General features: G+C 61.3%; 19 protein-coding genes. 11 read left to right on the top strand and 8 right to left on the bottom strand.

The genetic code is table 11. The annotated features are described in order from the left end of the window. The first annotated feature begins 4 nt into the window (after positions 1–4). The 6 genes from AB5Z05_RS03440 to malZ all read left to right on the top strand — a co-directional run bounded on the left by AB5Z05_RS03440 (position 5) and on the right by malZ (position 6,353). Positions 5–499: a CreA family protein gene (locus tag AB5Z05_RS03440; RefSeq protein WP_368150105.1), complete on the top strand. Its 495-nt coding sequence runs from the start codon at positions 5–7 to the stop codon at positions 497–499. 74 nt (positions 500–573) lie between these two features. Further along, complete coding sequence (locus AB5Z05_RS03435) at positions 574–1,563, top strand: 2-hydroxyacid dehydrogenase (protein WP_368150104.1); 990 nt, start codon at positions 574–576, stop codon at positions 1,561–1,563. 92 nt (positions 1,564–1,655) lie between these two features. After that, a complete protein-coding gene (yegD, locus tag AB5Z05_RS03430) occupies positions 1,656–3,017 on the top strand; it encodes a molecular chaperone (RefSeq protein ID WP_368150103.1) in 1,362 nt (453 codons plus the stop codon). 165 nt (positions 3,018–3,182) lie between these two features. Then, entirely contained in the window at positions 3,183–3,599 is a 417-nt protein-coding gene (locus AB5Z05_RS03425; protein ID WP_368150102.1) for an META domain-containing protein, read from the top strand. A 70-nt stretch (positions 3,600–3,669) separates the two neighbouring features. Next, positions 3,670–4,518 carry an HDOD domain-containing protein gene (locus AB5Z05_RS03420; protein ID WP_064341032.1) on the top strand — a complete coding sequence of 283 codons (849 nt, stop codon included), beginning with the start codon at positions 3,670–3,672 and terminating at the stop codon, positions 4,516–4,518. 5 nt (positions 4,519–4,523) lie between these two features. After that, a complete protein-coding gene (gene malZ / locus AB5Z05_RS03415; RefSeq protein WP_139430088.1) occupies positions 4,524–6,353 on the top strand; it encodes a maltodextrin glucosidase in 1,830 nt (609 codons plus the stop codon). Between the two features lie 99 nt (positions 6,354–6,452). Here malZ and AB5Z05_RS03410 read toward each other — a convergent pair whose 3' ends face one another. Together AB5Z05_RS03410 and AB5Z05_RS03405 are read right to left on the bottom strand one after the other, a co-directional pair. Further along, entirely contained in the window at positions 6,453–6,986 is a 534-nt protein-coding gene (locus tag AB5Z05_RS03410; protein ID WP_058059398.1) for a cobalamin adenosyltransferase, read from the bottom strand. Between the two features lie 89 nt (positions 6,987–7,075). Next, positions 7,076–8,218 (bottom strand): DUF5610 domain-containing protein, encoded by a 1,143-nt coding sequence (locus tag AB5Z05_RS03405; protein WP_368150101.1) that lies wholly within the window; start codon positions 8,216–8,218, stop codon positions 7,076–7,078. A 170-nt stretch (positions 8,219–8,388) separates the two neighbouring features. On the opposite strand from AB5Z05_RS03405, the gene trmA reads away from it, so the two are divergent. Beyond that, on the top strand, positions 8,389–9,522 hold the full coding sequence (gene trmA, locus AB5Z05_RS03400) for a tRNA (uridine(54)-C5)-methyltransferase TrmA (RefSeq protein ID WP_368150100.1): 1,134 nt from the start codon (positions 8,389–8,391) through the stop codon (positions 9,520–9,522). A gap of 67 nt (positions 9,523–9,589) precedes the next feature. Here trmA and AB5Z05_RS03395 read toward each other — a convergent pair whose 3' ends face one another. The 6 genes from AB5Z05_RS03395 to AB5Z05_RS03370 all read right to left on the bottom strand — a co-directional run bounded on the left by AB5Z05_RS03395 (position 9,590) and on the right by AB5Z05_RS03370 (position 19,495). Further along, on the bottom strand, positions 9,590–11,323 hold the full coding sequence (locus AB5Z05_RS03395) for a methyl-accepting chemotaxis protein (RefSeq protein WP_368150099.1): 1,734 nt from the start codon (positions 11,321–11,323) through the stop codon (positions 9,590–9,592). Positions 11,324–11,374: 51 nt separating this feature from the next. Continuing rightward, positions 11,375–12,385 (bottom strand): galactose/methyl galactoside ABC transporter permease MglC, encoded by a 1,011-nt coding sequence (mglC, locus tag AB5Z05_RS03390; protein ID WP_005342585.1) that lies wholly within the window; start codon positions 12,383–12,385, stop codon positions 11,375–11,377. 16 nt (positions 12,386–12,401) lie between these two features. Further along, entirely contained in the window at positions 12,402–13,922 is a 1,521-nt protein-coding gene (mglA, locus tag AB5Z05_RS03385; RefSeq protein ID WP_069527674.1) for a galactose/methyl galactoside ABC transporter ATP-binding protein MglA, read from the bottom strand. Between the two features lie 53 nt (positions 13,923–13,975). Beyond that, entirely contained in the window at positions 13,976–14,962 is a 987-nt protein-coding gene (gene mglB, locus AB5Z05_RS03380) for a galactose/glucose ABC transporter substrate-binding protein MglB (protein ID WP_005340747.1), read from the bottom strand. 276 nt (positions 14,963–15,238) lie between these two features. Further along, a complete protein-coding gene (locus tag AB5Z05_RS03375; RefSeq protein ID WP_368150098.1) occupies positions 15,239–18,298 on the bottom strand; it encodes a beta-galactosidase in 3,060 nt (1,019 codons plus the stop codon). Positions 18,299–18,487: 189 nt separating this feature from the next. Continuing rightward, positions 18,488–19,495: a substrate-binding domain-containing protein gene (locus AB5Z05_RS03370; RefSeq protein ID WP_323936548.1), complete on the bottom strand. Its 1,008-nt coding sequence runs from the start codon at positions 19,493–19,495 to the stop codon at positions 18,488–18,490. Positions 19,496–19,696: 201 nt separating this feature from the next. Between AB5Z05_RS03370 and galE the strand changes: the two genes are divergently transcribed. Genes galE through galM form a run of 4 tightly spaced genes read left to right on the top strand, consistent with a single transcriptional unit; the run spans position 19,697 to position 23,960 of the window. After that, positions 19,697–20,710, top strand: coding sequence for a UDP-glucose 4-epimerase GalE (gene galE, locus AB5Z05_RS03365; RefSeq protein WP_201958942.1), 1,014 nt, complete (start codon positions 19,697–19,699; stop codon positions 20,708–20,710). Between the two features lie 60 nt (positions 20,711–20,770). Further along, positions 20,771–21,829, top strand: a complete 1,059-nt coding sequence (locus AB5Z05_RS03360) for a UDP-glucose--hexose-1-phosphate uridylyltransferase (protein WP_368150129.1) — start codon at positions 20,771–20,773, stop codon at positions 21,827–21,829. Then, the gene (gene galK, locus AB5Z05_RS03355) at positions 21,826–22,974 is read left to right on the top strand and encodes a galactokinase (RefSeq protein WP_368150097.1); all 1,149 of its coding nucleotides are present in this window, start codon (positions 21,826–21,828) and stop codon (positions 22,972–22,974) included. The genes AB5Z05_RS03360 and galK overlap by 4 nt, the downstream gene beginning before the upstream one ends. Continuing rightward, positions 22,971–23,960 carry a galactose-1-epimerase gene (gene galM, locus AB5Z05_RS03350; RefSeq protein ID WP_368150096.1) on the top strand — a complete coding sequence of 330 codons (990 nt, stop codon included), beginning with the start codon at positions 22,971–22,973 and terminating at the stop codon, positions 23,958–23,960. Before galK ends, galM begins: the two co-directional genes overlap by 4 nt. Positions 23,961–24,016 lie beyond the last annotated feature (56 nt).

Genomic DNA, 24,016 nt, shown 5'->3' with positions numbered 1-24,016 from the left:
GACCATGACACATAACCACACGCGACATAACGCCCTGCGCCGCGCCCTGCCCCTGCTGCTGGGGGCCCTGTTTGCCGGCCCGGCACTGGCCGACAAGGCCGACCCGGTTGGTGAAGTGAGCACAGCCTTCAAGCTGTTTGGCCCCAACCACAAGATCCTGGTGGAGGCGTTCGACGACCCGCGCATCGACGGCGTCGCCTGCTATATGGCGCGCCCCAAGACCGGTGGTGTAAAAGGCGGGCTGGGACTGGCGGAAGATCCCTCCCACGCCTCCCTGTCGTGCCACCAGATCGGCCCCATCACCCTGCCCGAAAAGCTGAAGGCGGGAGAAGAGGTGTTCGATGTCAGCACCTCGCTGGTGTTCAAGGAGCAGAAAGTGGTGCGTTTTTACGACAAGAAACGCAATGCACTGGTTTACCTGACCTACAGCACCAAACTGGTGGATGGTTCGTACAAGAGTGCAGTCAGCGCCGTTCCCATCATGCCATGGGGACAATAACCAGCCGGTTTGTCCGGTGATAGCTGACCCATTTTGTTGTAATTTGACGACACACACGCTGCGGAGCACATACCATGAAAGTCGCCGTATTCAGTACCAAGAGCTATGACAAAGAGCATTTCAACCAGGCCAACAGCCAGTACGGCTTCGACCTGGAGTTTTTCGATGTACGGCTGGAGGCCAAAACGGCCCGACTGGCTCACGGCTTCCCGGTGGTGTGTCTGTTCGTCAATGACGATGCTGACCGCGAGGTATTGACCGAACTGGCTGCCAACGGCACCCAGGTGATCGCCCTGCGCTGCGCCGGTTACAACAACGTGGATCTGGCCGCTGCCAAAGAGCTGGGGCTGAAAGTGGTACGAGTGCCCGCCTACTCCCCCGAGGCGACCGCCGAGCATGCTGTCGGCATGATGATGTGCCTCAACCGCCGCATCCATAAGGCTTATCAGCGCACCCGTGACGCCAACTTCTCGCTGGAAGGGCTGGTCGGCTTCAACATGCATGGCAAGACCGTTGGCGTCATCGGCACCGGCAAGATCGGTCTGGCCGCCCTGCGCATCCTCAAGGGCTTCGGGGTTCGCCAGCTGGTCAACGATCCTTACCAGAATCCGGCAGCCATCGAGCTGGGAGCCGAGTACGTGGATCTCGATACCCTGTTCCGCCAATCCGACATCATCAGCCTGCACTGCCCGCTGTTCAAAGAGAACTACCACCTGTTGAACAAGGAGGCATTCGCCAAGATGAAGGACGGGGTGATGATCATCAACACCAGTCGTGGCGGCCTGCTCGATTCCAACGCGGCCATCGAGGCACTCAAAACCTCCCGTATCGGTGCTCTGGGGCTGGACGTCTACGAAGAGGAAGAGGATCTCTTCTTCTCCGACAAGTCCAACGAAGTGATCACCGATGACGTGTTCCGCCGCCTGTCTGCCTGCCACAACGTGCTGTTCACCGGCCATCAGGCATTCCTGACCCGCGAGGCGCTGCACGCCATCGCCGATACCACCCTCGGCAATATCCGCGCCATCGAGAGCCAGGGCCGCTGCGACAACGAAGTGGAATAGGGGCTCGCCCTCTCTTCGTCACGCGCCGGGTTGTGAGACCCGGCGCCTTCGGGTAGGCTAGCCCCCCTTTTTTATTCAGGAGTCTGGCGCCCATGTTTATCGGATTTGATTACGGCACCTCCAACTGTGCCGTGGCCGTGATGGAACAAGGTAGCCCCAGGCTGCTGAATCTTGGTGCATCCCGCTATCTCCCCTCCACCCTGCATGCCCCCCACCGGGATGCTATCGCCGGTCTGTTGGCCGAAGGGCTGGCCCCCGCCCAGCAGGCGGAGTACCTCAAGCTGCGTGGCCCCGTGGTCACCCGCGCCCAGATGGTTCGCCGCCAGATGCGCGAAGAGGGACTGATCGACGAGCTGAGCTTTGGCGGTGCCGCGCTGGAGCGCTATCTGGAAGAGCCGGACGACGGCTACTACATCAAATCGCCGAAATCCTTCCTCGGTGCCTATGGCCTCAAGGCCCCCCAGATCGCCCTGTTTGAAGACATCGTCTGCGCCATGATGCTCCATGTCCGCCAGCAGGCGGAGCAGCAGCTCGGCGCCCCGATCCGCCAGGCGGTGATCGGCCGACCGGTCAACTTCCAGGGTCTGGCGGGGGAAGAGAGCAACCAGCAAGCTATCGCCATCCTGACCGAGGCGGCCCGTCTGGCCGGTTTCGAGCAGGTGGAGTTCCTCTACGAGCCGGTGGCCGCCGGGTTTGAATTCGAGGCGCGCCTCACCGAAGACGCCGTGGTGCTGGTGGTGGATATCGGCGGCGGTACCACCGACTGCTCCATGCTGCGGATGGGTCCCAGCTACCGCGATCAGCTGGATCGCAGCGGCGATCTGCTCGGCCACAGCGGCCAGCGGATCGGCGGCAACGACTTCGACATCCGCCTGACGGTGGAGGGGATGATGCCGCTACTCGGCATGCACGAGACCCTCAAGACCGGCAAGCCGCTGCCCCACCCGCTGTTCTGGGATGCGGCCGCCATCAACGACGTCAGCGCCCAGAGCCGCTTCTACAGCCTCGACACCGCCCGCCAGCTGCAGGACCTGCAGCTCGACAGCCAACCCGGCAGCAAGCTGGGTCGTCTGGCCAGCCTGTGGGCCCACAAGCTGAGCCACCAGCTGGTGTGGCGTGCCGAGCAGGGCAAGATCGCCCTCTCGGAGCAGGAACTCAATCGCCAGTCGCTGGCCGAGCTGGAAAAAGGGCTGGAAGCCGAACTGACCCGCGAACAGCTGGCTAACGCATCGACCCTGCTGCTGGAGAAAATTGGCGAGCTGATGGACGAAGCGATTGCCTCCGCCGGTGTGCAGCCGGATCGCATCTTCGTCACCGGTGGTAGCGCCCGCTCGCCGCTGATCGCCAGCTTTATCCGCCAGAAGCTCCCGTCCATCCCGCTTGAGGGTGGCGATGACTTCGGCTCGGTGGCCGCCGGTCTCGCCCGTTATGCCGAGCGGCTGTTCGCCAACTGAGCCCTGAGATAGCGTAAATCGATGGCAACATCACCCGTGTGTTGCCATTAAGCGACAGTCGTGCGGGACAAGGGGCGACAGAAGCGGTCGGTCGTCCCCTCTCCCGCCCTGCTCCCGACTGCCCAAAAAGGGTATTCTTGACGCTCCCCCAACCGGAGCCCCCTCATGCCCAGATTGCCCTTTTTGCTGATCCCCCTGTTACTGCTCGCTGGCTGCAGCTCGACCGCCTTTGTTCAGCAAGATCTGCAACACCACCACTGGGTACTGAGCAAACTGGATGGCGAACCGATCAAGGCCCCCCGCGACAATCCCCCCGATTTCGAGATCGGCGAGCACTTCACCGTCAACGGCATCGCCGGTTGCAACCGCTACTTCGGTCAGGGCCATCTGGAAGATGACAAACTGTGGGTCACCAGTCTGGGCAGTACCGAAATGGCCTGCATGCCACCGCTCGACACTATCGAACAGGCTGTACTGACCACCCTTACCGAGGGTGCGACCCTGAGCGGCACCAGTCAGACCCTGATCCTGCAGGGCAAACAGCACCGTTTGGAATACACCTTGCGCGACTGGGTGTTCTAGCGCTCACAAAGCCGCATCACAAACAGGAACATGTTGTCCGGCTGTGGCACAATATGAGGCAGAGTTCGCAATGGAGGCTGCCTCAGCCATGTCGATGGATCGCCTGTTTGACAAGATCAAACAACTCCCCACTATTCCCAAGCTGCTGCACGAGTTGATGCAGAGCTTCAACGACGAGAATGCCCGCATCGACGAGATTGCGGCCAAGATCGCCATGGATCAGGTGATCAGCGTCAAGGTGCTGCGGATGGCCAACTCGGCCGCCCTGCGCAGGGGCAACGAAGTGACCTCCATCGAACAGGCGGTGATCCGGCTCGGCTTCAACCGGCTGCGCTCCGTGGTGGTCGCCTCTGGCATCATCGGCACCTTCAAGGCCCCGCCCAGCTTCGACAAGAACAAGTTCTGGACCGAGACCTTCCAGGTCGCCACCATCGCCAAAACCCTGGCGCAGGAGGCCAAGGTGATGGATCCCGAGACCGCCTTCACCTGCGCCCTGATCCACAACATCGGCGAACTGCTTATCCAGAGCACCTTGCCGGAAGAGGCCGAGCTCATCAACATGGCGATCCAGAACGGCAGCAGCCGGGTCGAGGCCCAGCGGGAGATGCTGGGCTACGACTATGCCCAGCTCGGTGCCGAGCTGGCGCGGCGCTGGAACCTCTCCGAGGCCTTCGTCGATGCCATCTCCCAACAGCTTGACCCGCTCTCCCACGATCCGGTCAGCAAGGAGGCGGTGCTGATCCGCCTCGCCGTGTTTATCTCCTTCGCCTGGAACGCGGGCGTGCCTGCCCAGGCCATCATCGCCCGCTTCCCCAAACCGCTCGCCGACCAGCTGGGACTGGATCCCAAGTCGCTGGCAGGCCAGCTCGAAACATTGCATGAACAGGGTAATGCCCTCGCCGATCTTCTGACTCAATAAGCATCATGACCCATCCGTTTCTGTTTCATCCCCAGGTGGCGCCCTGGTTCAAAGAGAGCGCCGACGCACTGCAATTGACCCTTTTTAGCGAGCTGGATGCGCCGATCCGCGAGGTGTGGCTGCGCCACGAGCCGGATAACGAGGAGTACCTGATCCCGATGACGGCGGTCTCCACCCGCGATCGGCTGCAGGTGTGGCAGGCGACCCTGCCGCTCATCAAGGGACAGGATATCCACCTCTACAGCTTCAAGTGCCTCACCGACGAGGAGCAGTGGTGGCTGCACGGGGCGGGCGTCAGCGCGTCCATGCCGCCACGGGAGCAACATTTTCGCTTCAACAGCCTGCACCAGCCACCGGCCTGGGTGCAGGATCAGGTGTTCTACCAGATCTTCCCCGACCGCTTCTGCAACGGCGACCCGTCCCTCAGCGTCAAGCATCACGAGTACGAGTACCGTGGCAAGGCGGTCATCAGCAAGGCGTGGGGCGAGCCGGTCAGTCGTCACGAAGAGGGGCACGGTGCCTGCGAATTCTATGGCGGCGATCTGGCGGGCATCGATGCCAAGCTGCACTACCTGCAATCCCTCGGGGTCACTGCGCTCTATCTCAACCCCATCTTCGATTCGCCGAGCAACCACAAGTACGACACCCAGGACTACTTCAAGGTGGATGCCCACCTCGGCAGCAACGAGCAGTTCGCCGAGCTGACTCGCAACCTGCACCAGCGCGGCATGAAGATCATTCTCGATGCAGTGGTCAATCACACCTCGACCCAGCACCCCTGGTTCTGCCCGCCACTCGGCGCCCAGAGCAACCCAGATTCGCCATGGCGCAGCTTCTACACCTTTGATAAAGAAGGGGATTACGTCAGCTGGAAGGGCATTCGCAGCCTGCCCAAGCTCGACTTCTCCTGCGAGAAGGTGCAGGACGCCGTCTATCGGGCTGACGACGCGATCCTCCGTTACTGGATGCGCGCCCCCTACCAGATCGATGGCTGGCGCTTTGACGTCATCCACATGCTGGGCGAGCGCGGCACCGCCGAGGGCAATCGCAGTCACGTGCGAGCCATTCGCGGGGCAGTGAAGCAGGAGAACCCGGACGCCTATGTGCTCGGCGAACACTTCTTCGAGGCGAGCCAGTGGCTGCAAGGGGATCAGGAGGACGGTGCCATGAACTACTACGGCTTCGCCCATCCGATCCGCGCCTTCCTGGCGGGGCAGGACATCGCCTACCACCCCATCAAGATCAGCGCCGAAGAGCTGGATCGCTGGCTCAAGCTGGCGCGGGCCCACATCCCGTTCAAGAACCAGCTGGCCCAGTTCAACTTGCTGGACAGCCACGACACCGCCCGTTTCCTCCATCTTCTGGGTGAAGACAAACAGCGGATGCAGCTGGCCGCCACCCTGCTGCTCACCTATATCGGCGTGCCGTCCATCTACTACGGCGATGAAGTGGGGCTCTCCGGCGGCAACGATCCGGACTGCCGCCGCTGCTTCCCGTGGGATACCACAGACTGGGATCACGTGCTGCACGACCACTATCGCCGGTTGATCCAGATCCGCCGCCAGCGCCCCTCCCTGCGCCGTGGCGATATCCAGACCCTCTACGCCGGGCCCCACAGCTATGTGTTCGCCCGTACCCTGCAAAGCGATCAGGTGGTAGTAGCCTGCAACCGCCACCCGAGCGAGCCGCGCACCATCAGCCTGCCCCTGTGGCAGACCGCCAGCCCTGCCAGCCGCTTCACCGACGCCTTCAACGGTGAGAAGTTTGAAGTGGTGCAGGGCGAGGTGCAGCTCACCATCCCCGCCAACTCGGCCCGGGTGCTGATCTCCAGCTGAGCGGGCAACTTACGCGCTGAAAAGCAAAACCGGAGCCCAAGGCTCCGGTTTTTTATTCCGTTCAATCCACCATGACGTCTGGCCGCTAACCAGCCGCCATCAGTAATTGATGCTGACGTAGGGCACTTCCGGCACCTGCCAGCGCTGCTTGAGGTAGACGGTGAGCACGAAGAAGAAGTTGGCCAGCAGGTTGGCGAAGCGATAGAGAATGGGATCGAAGGCCACCTCGCTCTCTTCCAGCCTGACCAGTAGCCGCACCACCTTCTTGCTGCCGCAGCGGCACAGATGGAGGGTGGGAATGGGCTGTGGCCCCTGTGGCAGCACAAAACCGGTGACGCTGCCGCGACTCGCCTCGTTGTAGTGGTCGTAACGGGCCTTGAGCCACTCAAGATCTGCGTCGAAGATCCCCAGCTTGCCGCGCACCGAGCCGTTGAGGTTGTAGATAAGCCGCTGCAACGCCGCGAGATCCGCCAGCATGGGCTCGGTATCGGCATCCGGCGCAAGGTGTGACAGCACGGCCCCGACCTGACAGCAGAGCTCGTCGGTGGCGATTTCAAAATCACATTTGAACGAGGTTTCGAAGATAAAGGGGTAGCAGAGCTCGCGCTTGTCTCTTGGCTTCTTGGGGTTCATGGGGCAACCGGATTGGAGAAAAGGCCAGTTTGCCAGCCCCGGGAAGGGCTGGCAAACGGCAGGTCATTACTTGCGTTACACGCTGTGGCTCAGGCGTTCTTACTGGCGGGCTCGGTGGAGGGCTGGAACTGGTTGATCATCCGCAGCGCCTCCAGCATCCGCTGGTTGAAGCTGGTGAAGCGATCGACCTGAGCCGGTTCCTCTTCTCCTCTCGCGGCCAGCACGGCCGGGGTCAACGCCTGTTGTTGGGCTGGGGGCAGCAGGCTATCCGCCTGTTTCTGCACCTGATCCAGCTTCGGCAGGTAGTCGGCAAACGGCTTGATCAAATCCTGCAGGGAGTGCGCCCCCTGATAGGTCTGGCTCAGCTTGACGCTCTGCTTGAGCTTGAGGGAGTAGGAGGCCAACTGGCTGTCATCCAGTTTCAGCTCGCCCGCCTTGTCCAGCAGATCCTCGAAGTTGCCGGAGAAGAAGCTCCCCGCCAGCTCGTCGATCCCCTTGACCAACTTGCCGATGGACTCCATCTCGTCGCTGCTGAGGTCCCCCTCCAGCGAGAAGCTGAAGCTCTGGCTCGATTTGAGGCTGAACTGGCTGCCGCTCTCGCTGCTCTGGGACTTGGTCTGCCAGCTGTCGTTGAATCGCAGCACCACCTTGTCGCCATCCTTGGTCTGGATCTCCAGATACCCCTGCTGGCGACTGGCCATCTCGGCCTGTCCCATGTCGGTCGGAGAAACCTTGCCGAAGAACTCCTTCTCGAACTCCTCGAGCCCTTTCTGGATCAGCTTGTAGCTCTGATCGATACCGGTTTTGATATCGTCGTTGTCAGTCGCCCACTTACCGAGCTGCTTCTTCGCCTCGTCAAAGCCCTTGTCGACCCCCTTGCGGGCCTGCTCCATCATCCCGGTCAGGTCGTCGTCGGATTTGCCATCGGCCCGTGCGGCGCCAAGCCGCCCGGTCACAAACTGCAGCACGTTGTCAGCCACCGACTGGAAGTCGAACAGGGTCTCCGGCGTGATCTCCTCGGGCTCTTTCACCTTCGGCGCCTGATAGCCCTGGCCGTTGATCTCCAGCGAGAACTGCAATGCCTGCTGGATCAGCACCTGCGCCCACTTGGGCGGCTTGTGCAAGGAGACCTCCTCCTCGCTCTTGACCTGTTTCTGCTCCGCCTGTTGGGGCGATTTGGGAGAAACACCCACTCCCTTGGGTTGGGCTGCGCCCACGCCTTCGATCTGCATAATGTGTCCTCCCACCATGCCTGTAGATCAGCTATCGGCCTGACTGAACACTTCTTGACCACAAAATGCTGGACAATCTGCCGCTGGCTTTTAAAATCGGGCCCCTTTGGGTGGCCTGTTGCCTTCCCCCGATTTCGACCCGGCCCGGCCGGTGTGCATGTGAGGTATTTATGACCCAGTCCCAACAGCCTTCCGCGAACGCTCCGGCACCTAGAACCGCGGCCGACTATCAGGCCCAACTCGACGAAAAGCGCGCTCGCCTCACCGAGCTGTTTGCCGGCTTCACCCTCCCGGCGCTGGAAGTGCACAGCTCGCCGGCGGAGTACTACCGGATGCGCGCCGAATTTCGCATCTGGCACGAAGGGGATGGCCTCTTCCACTGCATGTATGCCCCGGCGACCAAAGATATCATCAAGATAGACCACTTCCCCACCGCCAGCCGCCTCATCAACCAGTTGATGCCGCTGCTGCTGGAGGGGCTGCGCCCACACCCGGTGCTGCGCCGCAAGCTGTTCCAGATCGACTACCTCTCCACCCAGTCCGGCCAGATCATTGTCAGCCTGCTCTATCACCGCAAGCTGGAGGCCGAATGGCAACAAGCCGCCGAAGTGCTGCAGGCCGATCTGCGCGCCAAGGGGTTCGAGCTGCAATTGATTGGCCGCGCCCACAAGCAGAAGATCTGTCTGGGGGATGACTTCGTCATCGAACAGCTCAACGTGGCGGGTCGCCAGCTCATCTACAAGCAGGTGGAGAACAGCTTCACCCAGCCCAACGCCGCCATCAACGAGCAGATGCTGGCCTGGGCGCTGGATGTGACCAAGGGGAGCGAAGGGGACCTGCTGGAGCTCTATTGCGGCAACGGCAACTTCTCCATCGCGCTGGCGCAGAACTTCCGCAAGGTGCTGGCCACCGAGATCGCCAAGCCGAGCGTCGACTCCGCCCAGTTCAACATCGCCGCCAACGGCGTCGACAACCTGATCATCCTGCGCATGTCGGCCGAGGAGTTCACCATGGCGATGCGTGGCGAGCGGGAGTTCAACCGCCTCAAGGGGGTCGAGCTCAAGAGCTACCAGTGCAACACCATCTTCGTCGACCCGCCCCGCGCCGGTCTCGACGATGCCACCGTCAAGCTGGTGCAGGAGTACGACAACATCCTCTACATCTCCTGCAACCCCGAGACACTGCAGGCCAACATGGCCGTGCTGGGCGAAACCCACGAGATCGCCCGTTTCGCCCTGTTCGACCAGTTCCCCTGGACCCATCACATGGAAGCCGGGGTCTATCTGCGCCGCAAGGCCGATTGATTCAGGCAGACAGGAAAACAACAACAGGGCCGGATGGCCCTGTTTTGTTATTGACTGAACATCGGCCTCACTCCAGCCGGAAGTGACCCACGATCTCCCGCAGCCGGTCGTAGGTCTGCTGCATCGCCGCAGAGCTGGCGACCGTCGCTTCGCCATTATGGGTCAGCTGGCGGATCACTTCGGCGATGGCGCTCATGTTGCGGTTGATCTCTTCGGCCACCGCGCTCTGCTGCTCCGCCGCCGTGGCGATATGGCTGATGAGATCGTTGATCTCCACCACTTCTCCCGCCATCAGATCCAGCGACTCGTTGACCCTGGTGGTGTTCTCGGCCGCCCCCTGACAGCTCTGCTTGGTATTGCCCATGGCATCCACCACAGTGCGGGTGCCCCGCTGCAGACTGGCCAGCATGGTCTGGATCTCGGCTGTGCTCTGCTGGGTGCGGGCCGCGAGGGAACGCACCTCGTCCGCCACCACCGCAAAACCGCGCCCCTGTTCACCGGCGCGGGCCGCCTCGATGGCGGCGTTGAGGGCCAGTAGGTTGGTCTGTTCGGCAATGCTGCCGATCACCCCCAGCACGGAGCCAATCTGCTGCACATCCTGCTGCATCGCCTCGATGGAGCGGGCAGTGGCTTCCACTTCGTCCACCAGCGCCATCACGCTGGCCATGGCCTGATCTACCACCTGACGGGACTGGCTCGCCAGCTGCTGGCTCTGGCCGGTGAGCTGGGCGGTGCTGGCCGCACTCTCGGAGACGGAGACCGCGGTGCGGCTCATCTCGTTGATGGCAGTCACCACCTGCTCGGTCTCGCGTACATGATCCGCCAGCAGGGACTGGGCGGCGCCGGTCTGACTGGCCAACCCCTCGATGCCGCTGTTGAGCTGGCCGCTCGCCTGCCGTACCTCCCCCATCATCTCCTGCAGCCGCTCGATAAAGCGGTTGATCCCGGCCGAGATCTGGCCCAGATCATCCTTGCTGGTCACCGCCAGCCGGCGGGTGAGATCGCCGCTACCGCGAGAGAGCTCCAGCACCAGATCCCGCAACGAGAGAATGGGGCGATAGGCCACGTTGAGCGCCAGCATCGCCAGCACCATCACCACGATCGCCACACCGCACAGCGCCATGATGATCTGGCCGTTGAGGGCCCGGGTCATGGCCCGGATGTAATCGAGGTCGATGTAGCCGGTCAGCGTCCAGCTGCTGCCACGAATATCCAGCTGGTTGGGGCGCGCTTCGCTCTCCCCCTGCGGCTTGTTGTCATAGAGGCTGTTGCCCTGACTGTCGGCCAGCGAGAAGTAGCGGCCATCGCCACTCATCTTCTCCAGCAGGCTTTTGAACTCGCTCATGTCGAGGTAGTAGAGATAGGCGGAATCGGCACCGCGCGGCACCAGAATGGTGATGACCGGCTTGCCATCCACCTGTTGCAGCGGGCTGACGGTGATCTGGTTGTTGGCGGCGGGGATCAGCTTGCGCAGGGCATCGACTTTGGCGCTGTCGTTGATGACCCCGCTCACGTCGAAGGCCATGTCGCCGATCACTTTGACGATGTTGTGAAAGCCGGTCTCTTGCAGAGTTTTCTTGACGTTGGTCACCCCGAAGTTGAGGTTGGCGGCCAACAGGATCTTCTGATTGATGTCGCTGGCCAGCTTCTCTTTGACCAGAGTGATCTGCTCGTTGATGTTGTGGGTGGCCTGAGTGCGAATGTAGCCACTGATGAAGTGGTTGACGCTGAGCCCGGCAGTGCCGATGGTGACCAGAATGGCCAGTAGCAGCAAGAGGTAAATCTTGACCTTGAATGGCATGGGTTCCCTCCAGAAGAGAGGGCTGGCAACGCCAACCCTCTCTGCCAATCGTTACTTCTTCTTGGCGTACTTCATGGAGTCCAGGGCCACCGCCAGAATGATGATGCCGCCCTTGATGATGAACTGCCAGTAAGGGCTGACGCCGATATAGGTCAAGCCATAGTTGATCAGGGTGAAGATAAGTACGCCGGTGATCACACCCGCGACCGTTCCCACCCCGCCAGCAAACGACACGCCGCCCACCACGCACGCCGCGATGGCATCCAGCTCGTACATGAAGCCTAGGTTGTTGGTGGCGCTACCGATACGGCCCGCTTCCAGCATGCCGCCGAAGGCGTAGAAGACCCCTGCCAGCGCATAGATCATCACCAGATTGACCGCCACGTTGACGCCGGAGACCTTGGCCGCCTCGGGGTTGCCACCGATGGCGAAGATGTTTTTGCCAAAGCGGGTCTTGTTCCACAGCACCCAGACAAAGACGCTGGCGATGGCCGCGTAGAAGGTAAGATAGGAGAGCTTGAATCCTCCTATCCGGATAAACCCTTGGGCGAAGCTGGAGAAGCGAGGGTCAAACCCGGCCACCGGCGAAGCCCCTACCGAGTCAAAGTAGAGGGAGTTGATACCGTAGACGATGATCATGGTGCCCAGGGTGGTAATGAACGGGGTGACGTTCAGGTAGGCCACAATGAGACCGTTGACCAGACCAATCAGCGCCCCCACCACACACACCAGCAGGATCACCGCAGGAATGGGCACCTCCCCCAGCGTCGGGAACACCTTGTTGACGTTGGTGAGCGCCTGCAACATGGTTGCCGCGATGAGTGCCGCCAGACCGACCTGACGACCGGCCGAGAGATCCGTCCCCTGGGTGATAATGATGCCCGCCACCCCCAGTGCGATGATGACCCGCACCGAGGACTGGGTCAGGATGTTGCTGAAGTTGGTGAGGCTCAGGAAGGAGGGCTCCTGGATCACGATGACCATGAGCAGCACCAGCAGCACCAGATAGATGGCGTTTTCCTTGAGCGCCTGCATCAGATTGAAATTTTTAGCCGACTCCATAAATGTCTTCCTGTCTCTAGAGGTACAGAGATGCCAGGCGCAGTATCTCGCTCTGGTCAGTTTCTTTGGTATTGACGATCCCGGCGACCCGGCCATTGCTCATCACCATGATGCGGTCGGTGATCCCCAGCAGTTCCGGCATCTCTGACGAGATGATGATGATCCCCTTGTCCTTCTTCGCCAGCTCCAGGATGAGCTGGTAGATCTCGAACTTGGCCCCAACATCGATGCCGCGGGTGGGCTCATCGAGCATCAGGATCTCCGGCTGGGTCAGCAGCCAGCGACCGATGATCACCTTCTGCTGGTTACCCCCGGAGAGGGAACCTATCTGGGTCTGCTGGGTCGGCGTCTTGACCCGCATGGAGTCGATCACCCACTGGGTATCGCTCTTCATCTTGTTATCGCTGAGCAGCCCCATGGAGCCCTTGTAGCTGTCCATGTTGGCGATCAGGGAGTTGAAGGCGATATCGAGCCGGGAGTAGATACCGGTGGAGCGGCGCTCTTCCGTCACCAGCGCAAAGCCGTTGCGGATCGCTTCGTGGGCGTTGTGGTTGGCTACCTCTTTGCCGTGCAGCTTGATGCTGCCCTGACTGCGATCGCGAATGCCGAACAGGGTCTCGACGATGTCGGTGCGCTTGGCCCCCACCAGTCCGGCGATGCCGAGGATCTCCCCCTTGTGCAGGTTGAAGGTGATGTCCTGAATGGAGGGCTGGTTCTTCGCCGTCAGGTGTTCGATCTCGAGGATCACCTCTTTCGGCTGGTTGGTCTTTTCCGGGAAACGCTGGGTCAGTTCACGGCCGACCATCATGCCGATGATCTGATCCATGGTCATGCCCTTGAGCGGCTGGGTTGCCACCCACTGGCCATCCCGCAATATGGTGATCTCGTCACAGAGCTGGAAGATCTCCTCCATCTTGTGAGAGATGTAGACGATGCCGCACCCCTTCTCCTTCAACTTGTTGATGATCTTGAAGAGGTGGTTCACCTCTTTCTCGGTCAGGGAGGAGGTGGGTTCGTCCATGATGACGATCTTGGCGTCGTAGGAGAACGCCTTGGCGATCTCGATCATCTGCATCTGGGAGACCGACAGGGTCGCGACCTTCACCTTGGGGTCGATGTCGATATCCAGCTCATCGAAGATGCGCTTGGTGTCGTCATACATCTTGCCGTGGTCGATAAACCACCCCTTGGTGGGGTAGCGGCCGAGCCACATGTTGTCCATCACGGTACGCTGCAGCACCAGGTTGAGCTCCTGATGCACCATGGAGACGCCATTTTCCAGCGCCTCTTTGGAGGAGGTGAAGTTGATCTCCTGCCCCTTGAAGAAGATCTTGCCCTGATCCTTCTCGTAAATGCCGAACAGGCACTTGAGCAGTGTGGATTTTCCCGCTCCGTTCTCGCCCATCAACGCATGCACAGAATGAGGACGGACCCGTAAATTGACATTATCGAGTGCCTTGACGCCGGGAAAGCTCTTACTGACGTCAATCATCTCCAACAGCCATTCTGATTGTTGCTGTGTTGTCATATCAGCCATCACATCTGGTTGAAAAAAGGGCAAGGGGATCTCCCTTGCCCTGGAGGAGGGAATTACTCGAATTGGGACAGGTTGTCTTTATCCACACCGACGTAGGCAACACGTACTACCTTGTCGACGATATTCCACTTGGTACCTTCACCGGCCGGTTTGCCTTCAGCCAGATTCTTGGTCAGCTCGAAGGTGGCTTTGGCCTGGTTGGCCGCATCGTTCAGCACGGTACCCGCCATGGCGCCGCTCTTGACCATGGCCAGCGCTTCCGGCAGCGCATCGACGCCGAATACCGGAATGGCAGTCTTGCCCTGGGCTTTCAGTGACTCGACCGCACCCATTGCCATGCCGTCGTTGTTGGCGATGACCACTTCGATCTTGTTGGCGTTGGGGCCGGAGATCCAAGCATCCATCTTGTCTTTCGCCATGGCGGTATCCCACATACCGGTATCCATGTGCAGTTGTTCAGTCTTGACGCCACCATCGTTCAGGGTCTTGACCACGTAGGAGGTGCGCGCTTCGGCATCCGGGTGGCCCGGCTCCCCTTTCAGCAGCACGAACTGGATCACGCCATCCTTGTTCAGATCCCACTCCGGATGGGCTTTCCAGTGTTTGGCAATCAGCTGACCCTGGATGATCCCTGACTCCTTGGAGTCGGTACCCACGTAGTAGGCCTTGTCGTAGCTGGCCAGATCGGTAGCGCTCGGCTCCTTGTTGTAGAAGACCACCGGGATATCTTCGCCACGGGCTTTCTCAATCACCACCGGGGCCGCAGCCGGGTCAACCAGGTTGATGGCCAGCGCCTTCACCCCTTTGGCCAGCAGCACGTCGATCTGGTCGTTCTGCTTGGACTGGTCGTTCTGGGAGTCGTTCATCAGCAGTTCCACCCCCGGAGTGGCTGCCGCCTCCTTCTCGATGGCCTTGCGCACGACCGCCATGAAGTTGTCGTCGTACTTGTAGACGGTTACCCCGATACGGGTGTCAGCCTGGGCATTGGCTCCAGCCATCATGCCCATCAGCAGGGCGGCAACTGTGGTCAGTTTTTTCATTATGTGTGCTCCGATGTGTCTATCTGTGTTGTAGGGTGGCGAGCAATTGAGCAAGCGCCAATCAATGTAATCAGTTTGTTGTCATTTCTTCTGTGATCATGACGACAAAATGAAAACGTTTACACTCTGTTACATTGAAACTTTATATTTATTTTTCAAATACATATAAATAAAAATCAGATTTGAGACTCAATCTTTCCCACAGCATTGAGGCTAGTCGTTACTGGTCTGTTGTCAAAATGACGCACTGGCTCGACAGTCGCCTCCATAGCTGGCTTAACGGAGAGTGCAGCCCCAACGGTAACGACGCTCGAGCAGTTGATACTCGGGACGCACGCTCTGGCTCCAGGAGTCATCCCCGCCCACCCCCATGTGGACGCCATCGAGACAGACCCACAACCCCTCTTCGGCCACCAGATCGCTCTGGTGACGAGCAGCGGCCAGCTGTTGCTGACTGAAGCGGCTGGCACTGAAATGGAAGCTGCCGTTCACCGTCGTGCTGCCCAACTGCAACTGGCGGGTATCGCAGCGCAAGCCGTTGTCGCTCGGGAAGATGTAAGGGGTGTGCATGGCCTCCAGCGGCAAACTCCAGCGCCCCAGATCGGCGCCCAGCAGGCGATCCGGATAGTTCTCGTGCGGGCCACGCCCCAGCCATTCGGCTCGCGCCGGTACCTCGGCCAGATGAAGCAGCAGGCCAATCCGCGGCAGCGACGGCAGAACCTGCGCCAGCTCGGTCTCTATCTCCAGGCTCATGGCACCATCGTCGGTAAAGTGGTGATGCCAGTGACTCACCAGCAGCAGCTCATCGTGGTGGAAGTAGCCATGACTAACCCGGATATCCCCTCCGGCGACCGTGATCCCCAAACAGCGGTGCTGCCACTGGCCGAGACCACACACCTGCCAGCGAGCAATCCAGGAGTTGGGGTCGGCGTGATCCGCTTCGCTGGTGCCAATGTCGTTGTCGAGCGGCGCCCGGTAGAAGTGATCCATGATCGGCGCCAGCAACTGCTCCTGCCCCGATTTTTGCCAACTGGTGATGCGACCGCTCTGCTTGTCGAGCCACCACTGGCTGCTTGCGGCGGTGATCCGCCAGCCATCCGGCTGCTCGCTCAGGGTGGCGGCAGCGGCGGCAGCAGGTAGAGCAAGGGGGGTCGGCAAGGTGAACTGCTGACGGGCGACCTTGTGATCCGCCTGCGACCATAGGGTGGCCTGTGGCTGCACGATGGCCAGATCGAGCCAGGCCAGTGAACCTGCCGCAAAGGGGGGCAGTGTCTCGCTCAGGGTCAACTCGACCACCCCCTGTGGTGCCAGCTCAAGGGAGATCTCCCCCTGCTGCTGCACATGGCCGTTCTCGCACAGCTGCCAGCAAAGCCGCTCGTTGTCGGTTTCCCGAAACAGGTATTCGCTCTCGATCCGCACCCGCAGCGGGGTGTGCTCGAGCAGGGTGAAGCGGAACGGCTGCTGGGCCCGCTTCGCCTCGAACAGGGCTGGATGCGGAGTGCGATCCGGGAACAGCAGACCGTTGCAGCAGAACTGGCGATCGTTTTGCACATCACCGAAGTCGCCGCCGTAGCCCCAGTAGTGGCGACCATCGGCGGTGTATTTGTCGAGCCCCTGATCGACCCAATCCCAGACAAACCCGCCTTGCAGGCGTGGATGATCGCGAAACGCCTGCCAGTAGTGGGCGTAGCCCCCGAGACTGTTGCCCATGGCGTGGGCATATTCGCAGAGGATCAACGGCCGGTGCTCGCCGGGCAGGCCGATCCACTTGGCCAGCGCCCACTTGGGCACCGCAGGAAAGGGTTGATCCTGATGGGTTCTGGCATACATGGGGCAGATGATATCGGTGGCCGGGGTATCGGCCCCGCCTCCCTCGTACTGCACCGGACGGCTCGGATCGCTGCGCTTGATCCAGCCATACATGGCATCGTGGGCCGGGCCGTAACCCGACTCGTTGCCGAGCGACCAGATGATGATGGAGGGGTGATTGAAATCCCGTGCCACCATGCGGGTCGCCCGCTCCAGAAAGGCATTGCTCCAAGCGGGATCCCGCGCCAGCCGCCCCATGGGGGTCATGCCGTGGGTCTCCAGATTCGCCTCGTCCACCACATAGAGGCCGAGCCGATCACAGAGGTGATAGAAGTCGGGGTGGTTGGGATAGTGGGAGCAGCGCACCGCATTGAAGTTGTGCCGCTTCATCAGCAGCAGATCCCGCTCCATGGTGGCGCGATCGATGGCATAGCCCTTGGCGGGATGGTGTTCATGACGGTTGGCACCGCGAATAAGCAGCGGCTGACCATTGACCCGCAGCAGACCGCCACGGATCTCCACCACCCGAAAGCCCACATCGCACGCCTCACTCTCGATGGCGCGGCCCTGCTCGTCCAGCAGGGTCAGGGTCAGGCGATAGAGATGGGGCGTCTCGGCGCTCCACTTGCGCGGCGCAGCCACGTCGAGCCAGAACTCGGCGCGATCGTCATACGCCCCTTTTTCATCAATGGCTTGGGTACCGATTGGCTGGCGCAGGGTCGCGACCCGCTCGCCACCGTCATAGAGATTGGCCTCCACCGACAGACCAGCCCCATTGGCGACTTGCAGGGCAATTTTGAGACGGCCATCCCGATAGCAGGCATCCAGCTCGGGGGTCACCCGCATATCCATCAGATGGCGGGTCGGTTTGTGCAACAGGCTGACGGAGCGGAAGATCCCCGACAGCCACCACATATCCTGATCTTCCAGATAGGAGCCATCAGACCAGCGCAGCACCAGCACCGCCAGCCGGTTGCGACCGGCGTGCAGGTACGAGGTCAGATCGAACTCGGCGGGCAGGCGGCTGTCCTGGGAGTAGCCGACCCAACGGCCGTTGCAGAACAGGTGGAAGGCGCTGCTCACCCCGTCGAAAATGATCCGGCTCTGGCCGCTGACCAACCACTCGGCAGGCAACTCAAACTCGCGGGAGTAGCAACCGGTGGGGTTCTCTACCGGCACCCGGGGCGGATCGCAAGGAAAGGGGTACTTGATATTGGTATAGATGGGCCCATCGGTGGGCGGCCGCGCAGCCGGATAGGCGGCATCCAGCTGCCAGTTACCCGGCACGGTAATAGGGCAAGCATCCACCAGATCCTGCGCCAGCCAGCTCTCGGGCACCAATTCGGGAGCGGCAAAGAAGGAGAAGCGCCACTCGCCATCGAGCAAGAGACGGGAGGAAGAGGCCAGATCACCCCAGGCATCCGCTTCGCTGCGCCAGCTGAACATGGGGGTATGGGCAGCCAGCCGGTTTACCGACGTAATGGCCTGAGTCTGCCAATCCTGACGCGCCACTATCTCCCTGAGCATTCACACTCTCCCTGCTGATTAGAAAACGTATTCAGTCTAGAGAAGTATGACGCAGGGAACGGCGATCTCGCTCACACAGATGTAAACGATTACACTAATTTTGTTAAGTAAAGCGGAGTAAAAATGATTAAAAATAGGTAAAACAATAACTGTGCAAGAAACGGCCCCGAACAGGGCCGAAAAAGGGGGCTATCCGGCCCGAACCGGTGCCACCGAGTGGCGATTGATCAGGGTGGGGGTATAGATCCGGCTCTGGGTCGCGTCACTCTCCCCCGCAGCCAACTGAATAGCCAGCTTGGCCGCCTGGGCCGCCATCAACTCGATGGGATAGCGCATGGTGGAGAGCTTGGGCCTCAGGTATCTGGCATAGATGATGTCATCGAAGCCCACTACCGAGACCTCCTCCGGCACTCGCAGGCCGTTGTCCGCCAGCACGGAGATGGCGCCAGCCGCCATGGCATCGTTATAGGCCACCACGGCGGTCACCTTGAGCCCCTTGGCCAGCAGGTTGAGCATGGCACGCTCCCCCCCCTCCTCGTTCGGGGTGCCACTCTCGATAAGCTCGGGATCGGCTACCAGACCGGCTTCCATCAGCCCATCCTGATAGCCCTGCAGACGCAAGGTGGCATCCTCGATGGCGTGATCCGAGCTGATAAAGGCGATATGGCGGTGGCCCAGTTCGATCAGGTGGCGAGTCGCCGTGGCCGCACCAAGCCGATTGTTGAGGGCGATGCAGCGTCCCTTGAGGGCAGGAATATCACGGTTGATCAACACCATGCCGGGCACCCGCATGGCGTAATCGCACAACTCCTCGTCGCTCAGCGCCTTGCTATGCACCACCAGCGCCTCGCAGCGCTTGCCGATCAGCAGCTCGATCGCTTCACGCTCCTGACGCGCCTTGTGAAAACCGTTACCCATCAGCAGGTGGAGGTTCTGCTCGACGGCGATGCCGGAGACACCCTTCACCAGTGCACCGAAGAAGGGATCGGCCACGTCACCGACCACTACCCCCATGGTGTCGCAAGTCTGGCTCACCAGTGCCCGCGCGTTGGCGTTGGGGGTGTAGCCCAGTTCAGCCATGGCCTTCTGCACCACTTCGCGAGACGCGGCGCTGGCCTTGGGGGAGTTGTTCATCACCCGTGAAACCGTTGCCACTGACACATTGGCCAAACGGGCGACATCCTTGATGGTGCTCATGCTGTTTTCACTTCTTTCACTGTGCAATAGAGCGCCATTATACCCAGCAAACCCATTGAAAACAGGGGTGAAACGTATATCTGCCGTCAGGACGACCATAAAAACAGTGTAATCGTTTACACTATTTTGCAAGCAAGCTCACAGTTTGGTCGCCACACCCTCGGCTAGACTGCTTCCAGACACTTTTCAGTGGAGAGCAAGATGAACGTTCTGGTCACCGGCGGTTGCGGATATATCGGCAGCCACACCTGTCTGGCCCTGCAAGCGGCAGGTATGAATCCCGTGGTGGTCGACAACCTCTGCAACAGCAAGCGCAGCGTATTGACTCGAGTCGCGGCTATCAGCGGCCAGCAACCCGTGTTCTATCAAGGAGATATTCGCGATGCCGCCCTGCTGGACCGGATCTTCGCCGAACAGCAGATCGACGCAGTGATCCACTTTGCCGCCCTCAAGGCGGTCGGTGAGTCGACTCGCATTCCACTGGATTACTACGAGAACAACCTCGGCGGCACCCTCACCCTGCTGCAGGCGATGAAACGGGCCGGGGTGCACAATCTGGTGTTCAGCTCCTCGGCCACCGTCTATGGCGATCCGGCCAGCCTGCCGATCCGCGAGGATTTCCCCCGCAGTGCTACCAACCCCTACGGTCGCTCCAAGCTGATCATCGAGGAGATCCTCGAGGATCTGCAGCTGGCCGAGCCCCACTGGAGCATGACCCTGCTGCGCTACTTCAATCCGGTCGGCGCCCACGAATCGGGCACCATGGGGGAAGACCCGCAGGGGATCCCCAACAATCTCATGCCATTTTTAACCCAGGTGGCCATTGGCCGTCGCGACTGCCTCTCGGTCTTTGGAAACGATTACCCCACCCCGGACGGCACCGGCGTGCGCGACTACATCCATGTGATGGATCTCGCCGAGGGGCACGTCAAGGCACTGCAACACTGCGCCGACAAGGGGGGCGTGCACACCTACAACCTGGGCACAGGTCAGGGCCAGAGCGTGTTGCAGCTGGTCGCCGCTTTCTCTGCAGCCTGTGGCAAGCCGCTGCCATTTCGCATCGAACCGCGCCGCCCGGGCGACATCGCCGCCTGCTGGGCCGATCCGGCCAAGGCGCAGCGCGAGCTGGGCTGGCGGGCGACCCGCAACATCGACGCCATGTGCGCCGACAGCTGGCGCTGGCAATCCGCCAATCCGAACGGTTACGAGGAGTAGGCCTGCCTGCTCCCTGTTAATAGACGACCCTATTTTTCAATACCTTATTCAGGAGAGATGATGTTCAACCCCGTCGATCATCCCCATCGCCGCTTCAACCCGCTGACCGGCCAGTATGTGCTTGTCTCCCCCCACCGGGCCAAACGCCCCTGGCAGGGACAGGTGGAGAAGGTGAGTCAGGCCCCCAAACAGGCCCACGATCCCGACTGTTTCCTCTGCGCGGGCAATACGCGGGTCACCGGTGACATCAACCCCGACTACCAGGGCACCTTTGTTTTTACCAACGACTTCGCCGCCCTGATGCAGGATACCCCGGCCGCCGATAGCGCCAGCGATCCCCTGCTGAAACTGGAGGCAGCCCGCGGCACCAGCCGGGTCATCTGCTTCTCGCCGGATCACGGCAAGACCCTGCCCGAGCTGCCGCTACCCGCCATCGAAGGGGTGATCACCACCTGGATGGATCAGGTCGCCGAGCTGTCAGCCCAGTGGGAGTGGGTGCAGGTCTTTGAAAACAAAGGGGCCGTCATGGGCTGCTCCAACCCGCACCCCCACGGCCAGATCTGGGGCAGCAACTTCCTGCCCAACGAGATCGCCCGCGAAGAGCAGCATCAGCGCGACTGGCTGGCCGAGCATGGCCGCCCCATGCTGCTGGAGTATGTGGAACGGGAGCTGGCGGATCGCTCGCGCATCGTGGTGGAGACCGAGCACTGGCTCGCCGTCGTCCCCTTCTGGGCCGCCTGGCCGTTCGAAACCCTGCTGCTGCCCAAGGCGCACGTCCCCTCCATGCTCAACCTGACCAAGGCCCAGCAACAGGATCTGGCGGTGGCGCTCAAGGAGCTCACCAGCCGCTACGACAACCTGTTCGAGTGCAGCTTCCCCTACTCCATGGGCTGGCACTTTGCACCGCCCAAATCGGATTGCCCCGAGGCGTGGCAGCTGCACGCCCACTTCTATCCGCCGCTGCTGCGCTCCGCCACCGTGCGCAAATTCATGGTCGGCTTCGAGATGCTGGCCGAAACCCAGCGCGACCTGACCCCCGAGCAGGCTGCCGAGAGGCTGCGTGCCCTGAGCCCCATTCACTACAACCAGACCAGCCACACCAATGAGGAGGCCCTATGACCCCCAGCCAACGCGTCAGCGCCGTTTTTACCGAGCAATTTGCCAAAGCGCCCGATCTGCTGGTGCGCGCCCCCGGCCGCGTCAACCTCATCGGTGAACATACCGACTACAACGACGGCTTCGTGCTGCCCTGCGCCATCGACTACGAGACCTGCGTCGCCATCGGCCTGCGCGATGACCGGCAAGTGCAGGTGATCGCCGCCGACTACGACAACCAGCGCGACCAGTTCGACCTCGACCAGCCCATCGAGCACCACCCCAGCCAACGCTGGAGCGACTACATCCGCGGCGTGGTGAAGTATCTGCAGGAGCGCGGTTATGCCCTGCGCGGCCTCGATCTGGTGGTCTCCGGCAACGTGCCGCAGGGGGCGGGGCTCTCCTCCTCTGCCTCGCTGGAAGTAGCCATCGGTCAGGCATTCAAAGAAGCGCTGGGGCTCGATATCAGCCAGGCCGAGATCGCCCTCAACGGTCAGCAGGCGGAGAACAAGTTCGTCGGCTGCAACTGCGGCATCATGGATCAGATGATCTCCGCCAGCGGCAAAACCGATCATGCCCTGCTGCTCGACTGCCGCTCGCTGGAGACTCGCCTCATCCCCATGCCGGCGGATCTGGCGGTGCTGATCGTCAACTCCAACGTGCGTCGCGGTCTGGTGGACAGCGAATACAACACCCGCCGCCAGCAGTGCGAAGCGGCCGCCCGTCACTACGGAGTCAAGGCGCTGCGCGACCTCGATCTGGCCGGACTGGAAGCGGGCAAGGCCGGGCTGGATGAGGCCTGCTATCGTCGTGCCCGCCACATCGTCGGTGAAAACGCCCGCACCCTGGCGGCGGCCGATGCACTGGCGAGCCACGATCTGACCCGACTAGGCGAGCTGATGGCCGAGTCGCACGCCGCCATGCGCGATGACTTCGAGATCACAGTGCCCGCCATCGACGGTCTGGTGGAGATCATCAAGGCTAAAATCGGCACAGATGGCGGCGTGCGGATGACCGGCGGCGGCTTCGGCGGCTGCGTGGTCGCCCTGTTGCGCCCCGAGAAGGTGGCCGAGGTGATTGCCGCCGTCGAAGCGGAGTATCCGGCCATCTCGGGCCTCAAGGCAGACTGCTACGTCTGCTCTGCCAGCGCCGGTGCAGGCAAGCTATGAGCAGCGCCATGATCCCGTTCGAGCTGGAAAATGAAGAGGGGCTGCGCCTGCGCGGCCTCGACTTCGGCGCAACCCTCACCTCCCTCACCCTGCCGGTAGCGGGCAAACGGCGCGAAGTGCTGCTGGGCTGTGCCGACGACGCCTATCCCACCCAACAGGTGTGGCTGGGTGCGGTGGCCGGGCGTTTTGCCAACCGCATCGGCGGTGCCGAGCTGGTGCGTGATGGACAGCGCTGGCCGCTGAATGCCAATCAGGCACCCAACTGTCTGCACGGCGGGCAGGCAGGCTTTCATCGCCAGCGTTGGCAGATCAAGGAACTGGAAGCAGATCGGGTCAAGCTGGCGTTGCTCTCCCGAGCGGGGGATCAGGGCTTTCCCGGCAATCTGCGGGTCACCCTGGAGTACCGGCTTGAGCAGAGCGATCTGGTGGTGGATTTCATCGCCAGCACGGATGCCGCTACGCCGGTCAGCCTCACCAGCCACGCCTACTTCAATCTCGATGGGCAAACCGATGGCGGAGATATCCGTGACCACCTCATCAGCATCAATGCCGACCACTTCCTGCCGACCGACCCGAGCGGTTTGCCGATCACCATCACTCCGGTGGAGGGGCCATTCGATCTGCGCCAAGAGCGCCTTGTCGGGCAGGATTGGCTGAGTCATCCCCAGCAGCAACAAGCCAAGGGGTACGATCACGCCTTTGTGCTCAACGGCCCAACGCAAGTGTGGGCTGCTCGCGTGGTATCAGGGGACAGGCAGCTGGCGATGGAGGTCTACACCAACCAACCCTCGCTGCAGTTTTACACCGGCAACTGGCTGGCCAATACCCCGAACCGCAGCGGCCAGCCGCACCGGGATCACGACGGCTTCTGTCTTGAGGCGCAACAGCTGCCGGACAGCCCCAATCGCCCCGAGCTGGGCAACCCCTGGCTGCTGCCTGGCGAGCGTTATCACCACCAGACCCGCTACCGCTTTATCCGCGACTAACTTAAAGAATTCATGATTTTTACATAGCCTCAGCAGTCACAATCGAGCAAGATATG

Source organism: Aeromonas sp. R2-4 (assembly GCF_040908365.1).
Lineage (GTDB): Bacteria > Pseudomonadota > Gammaproteobacteria > Enterobacterales > Aeromonadaceae > Aeromonas > Aeromonas veronii.
Note: the sequence above shows the minus strand (reverse complement) of the source record. Positions and strands in the feature narration are given on the sequence as shown.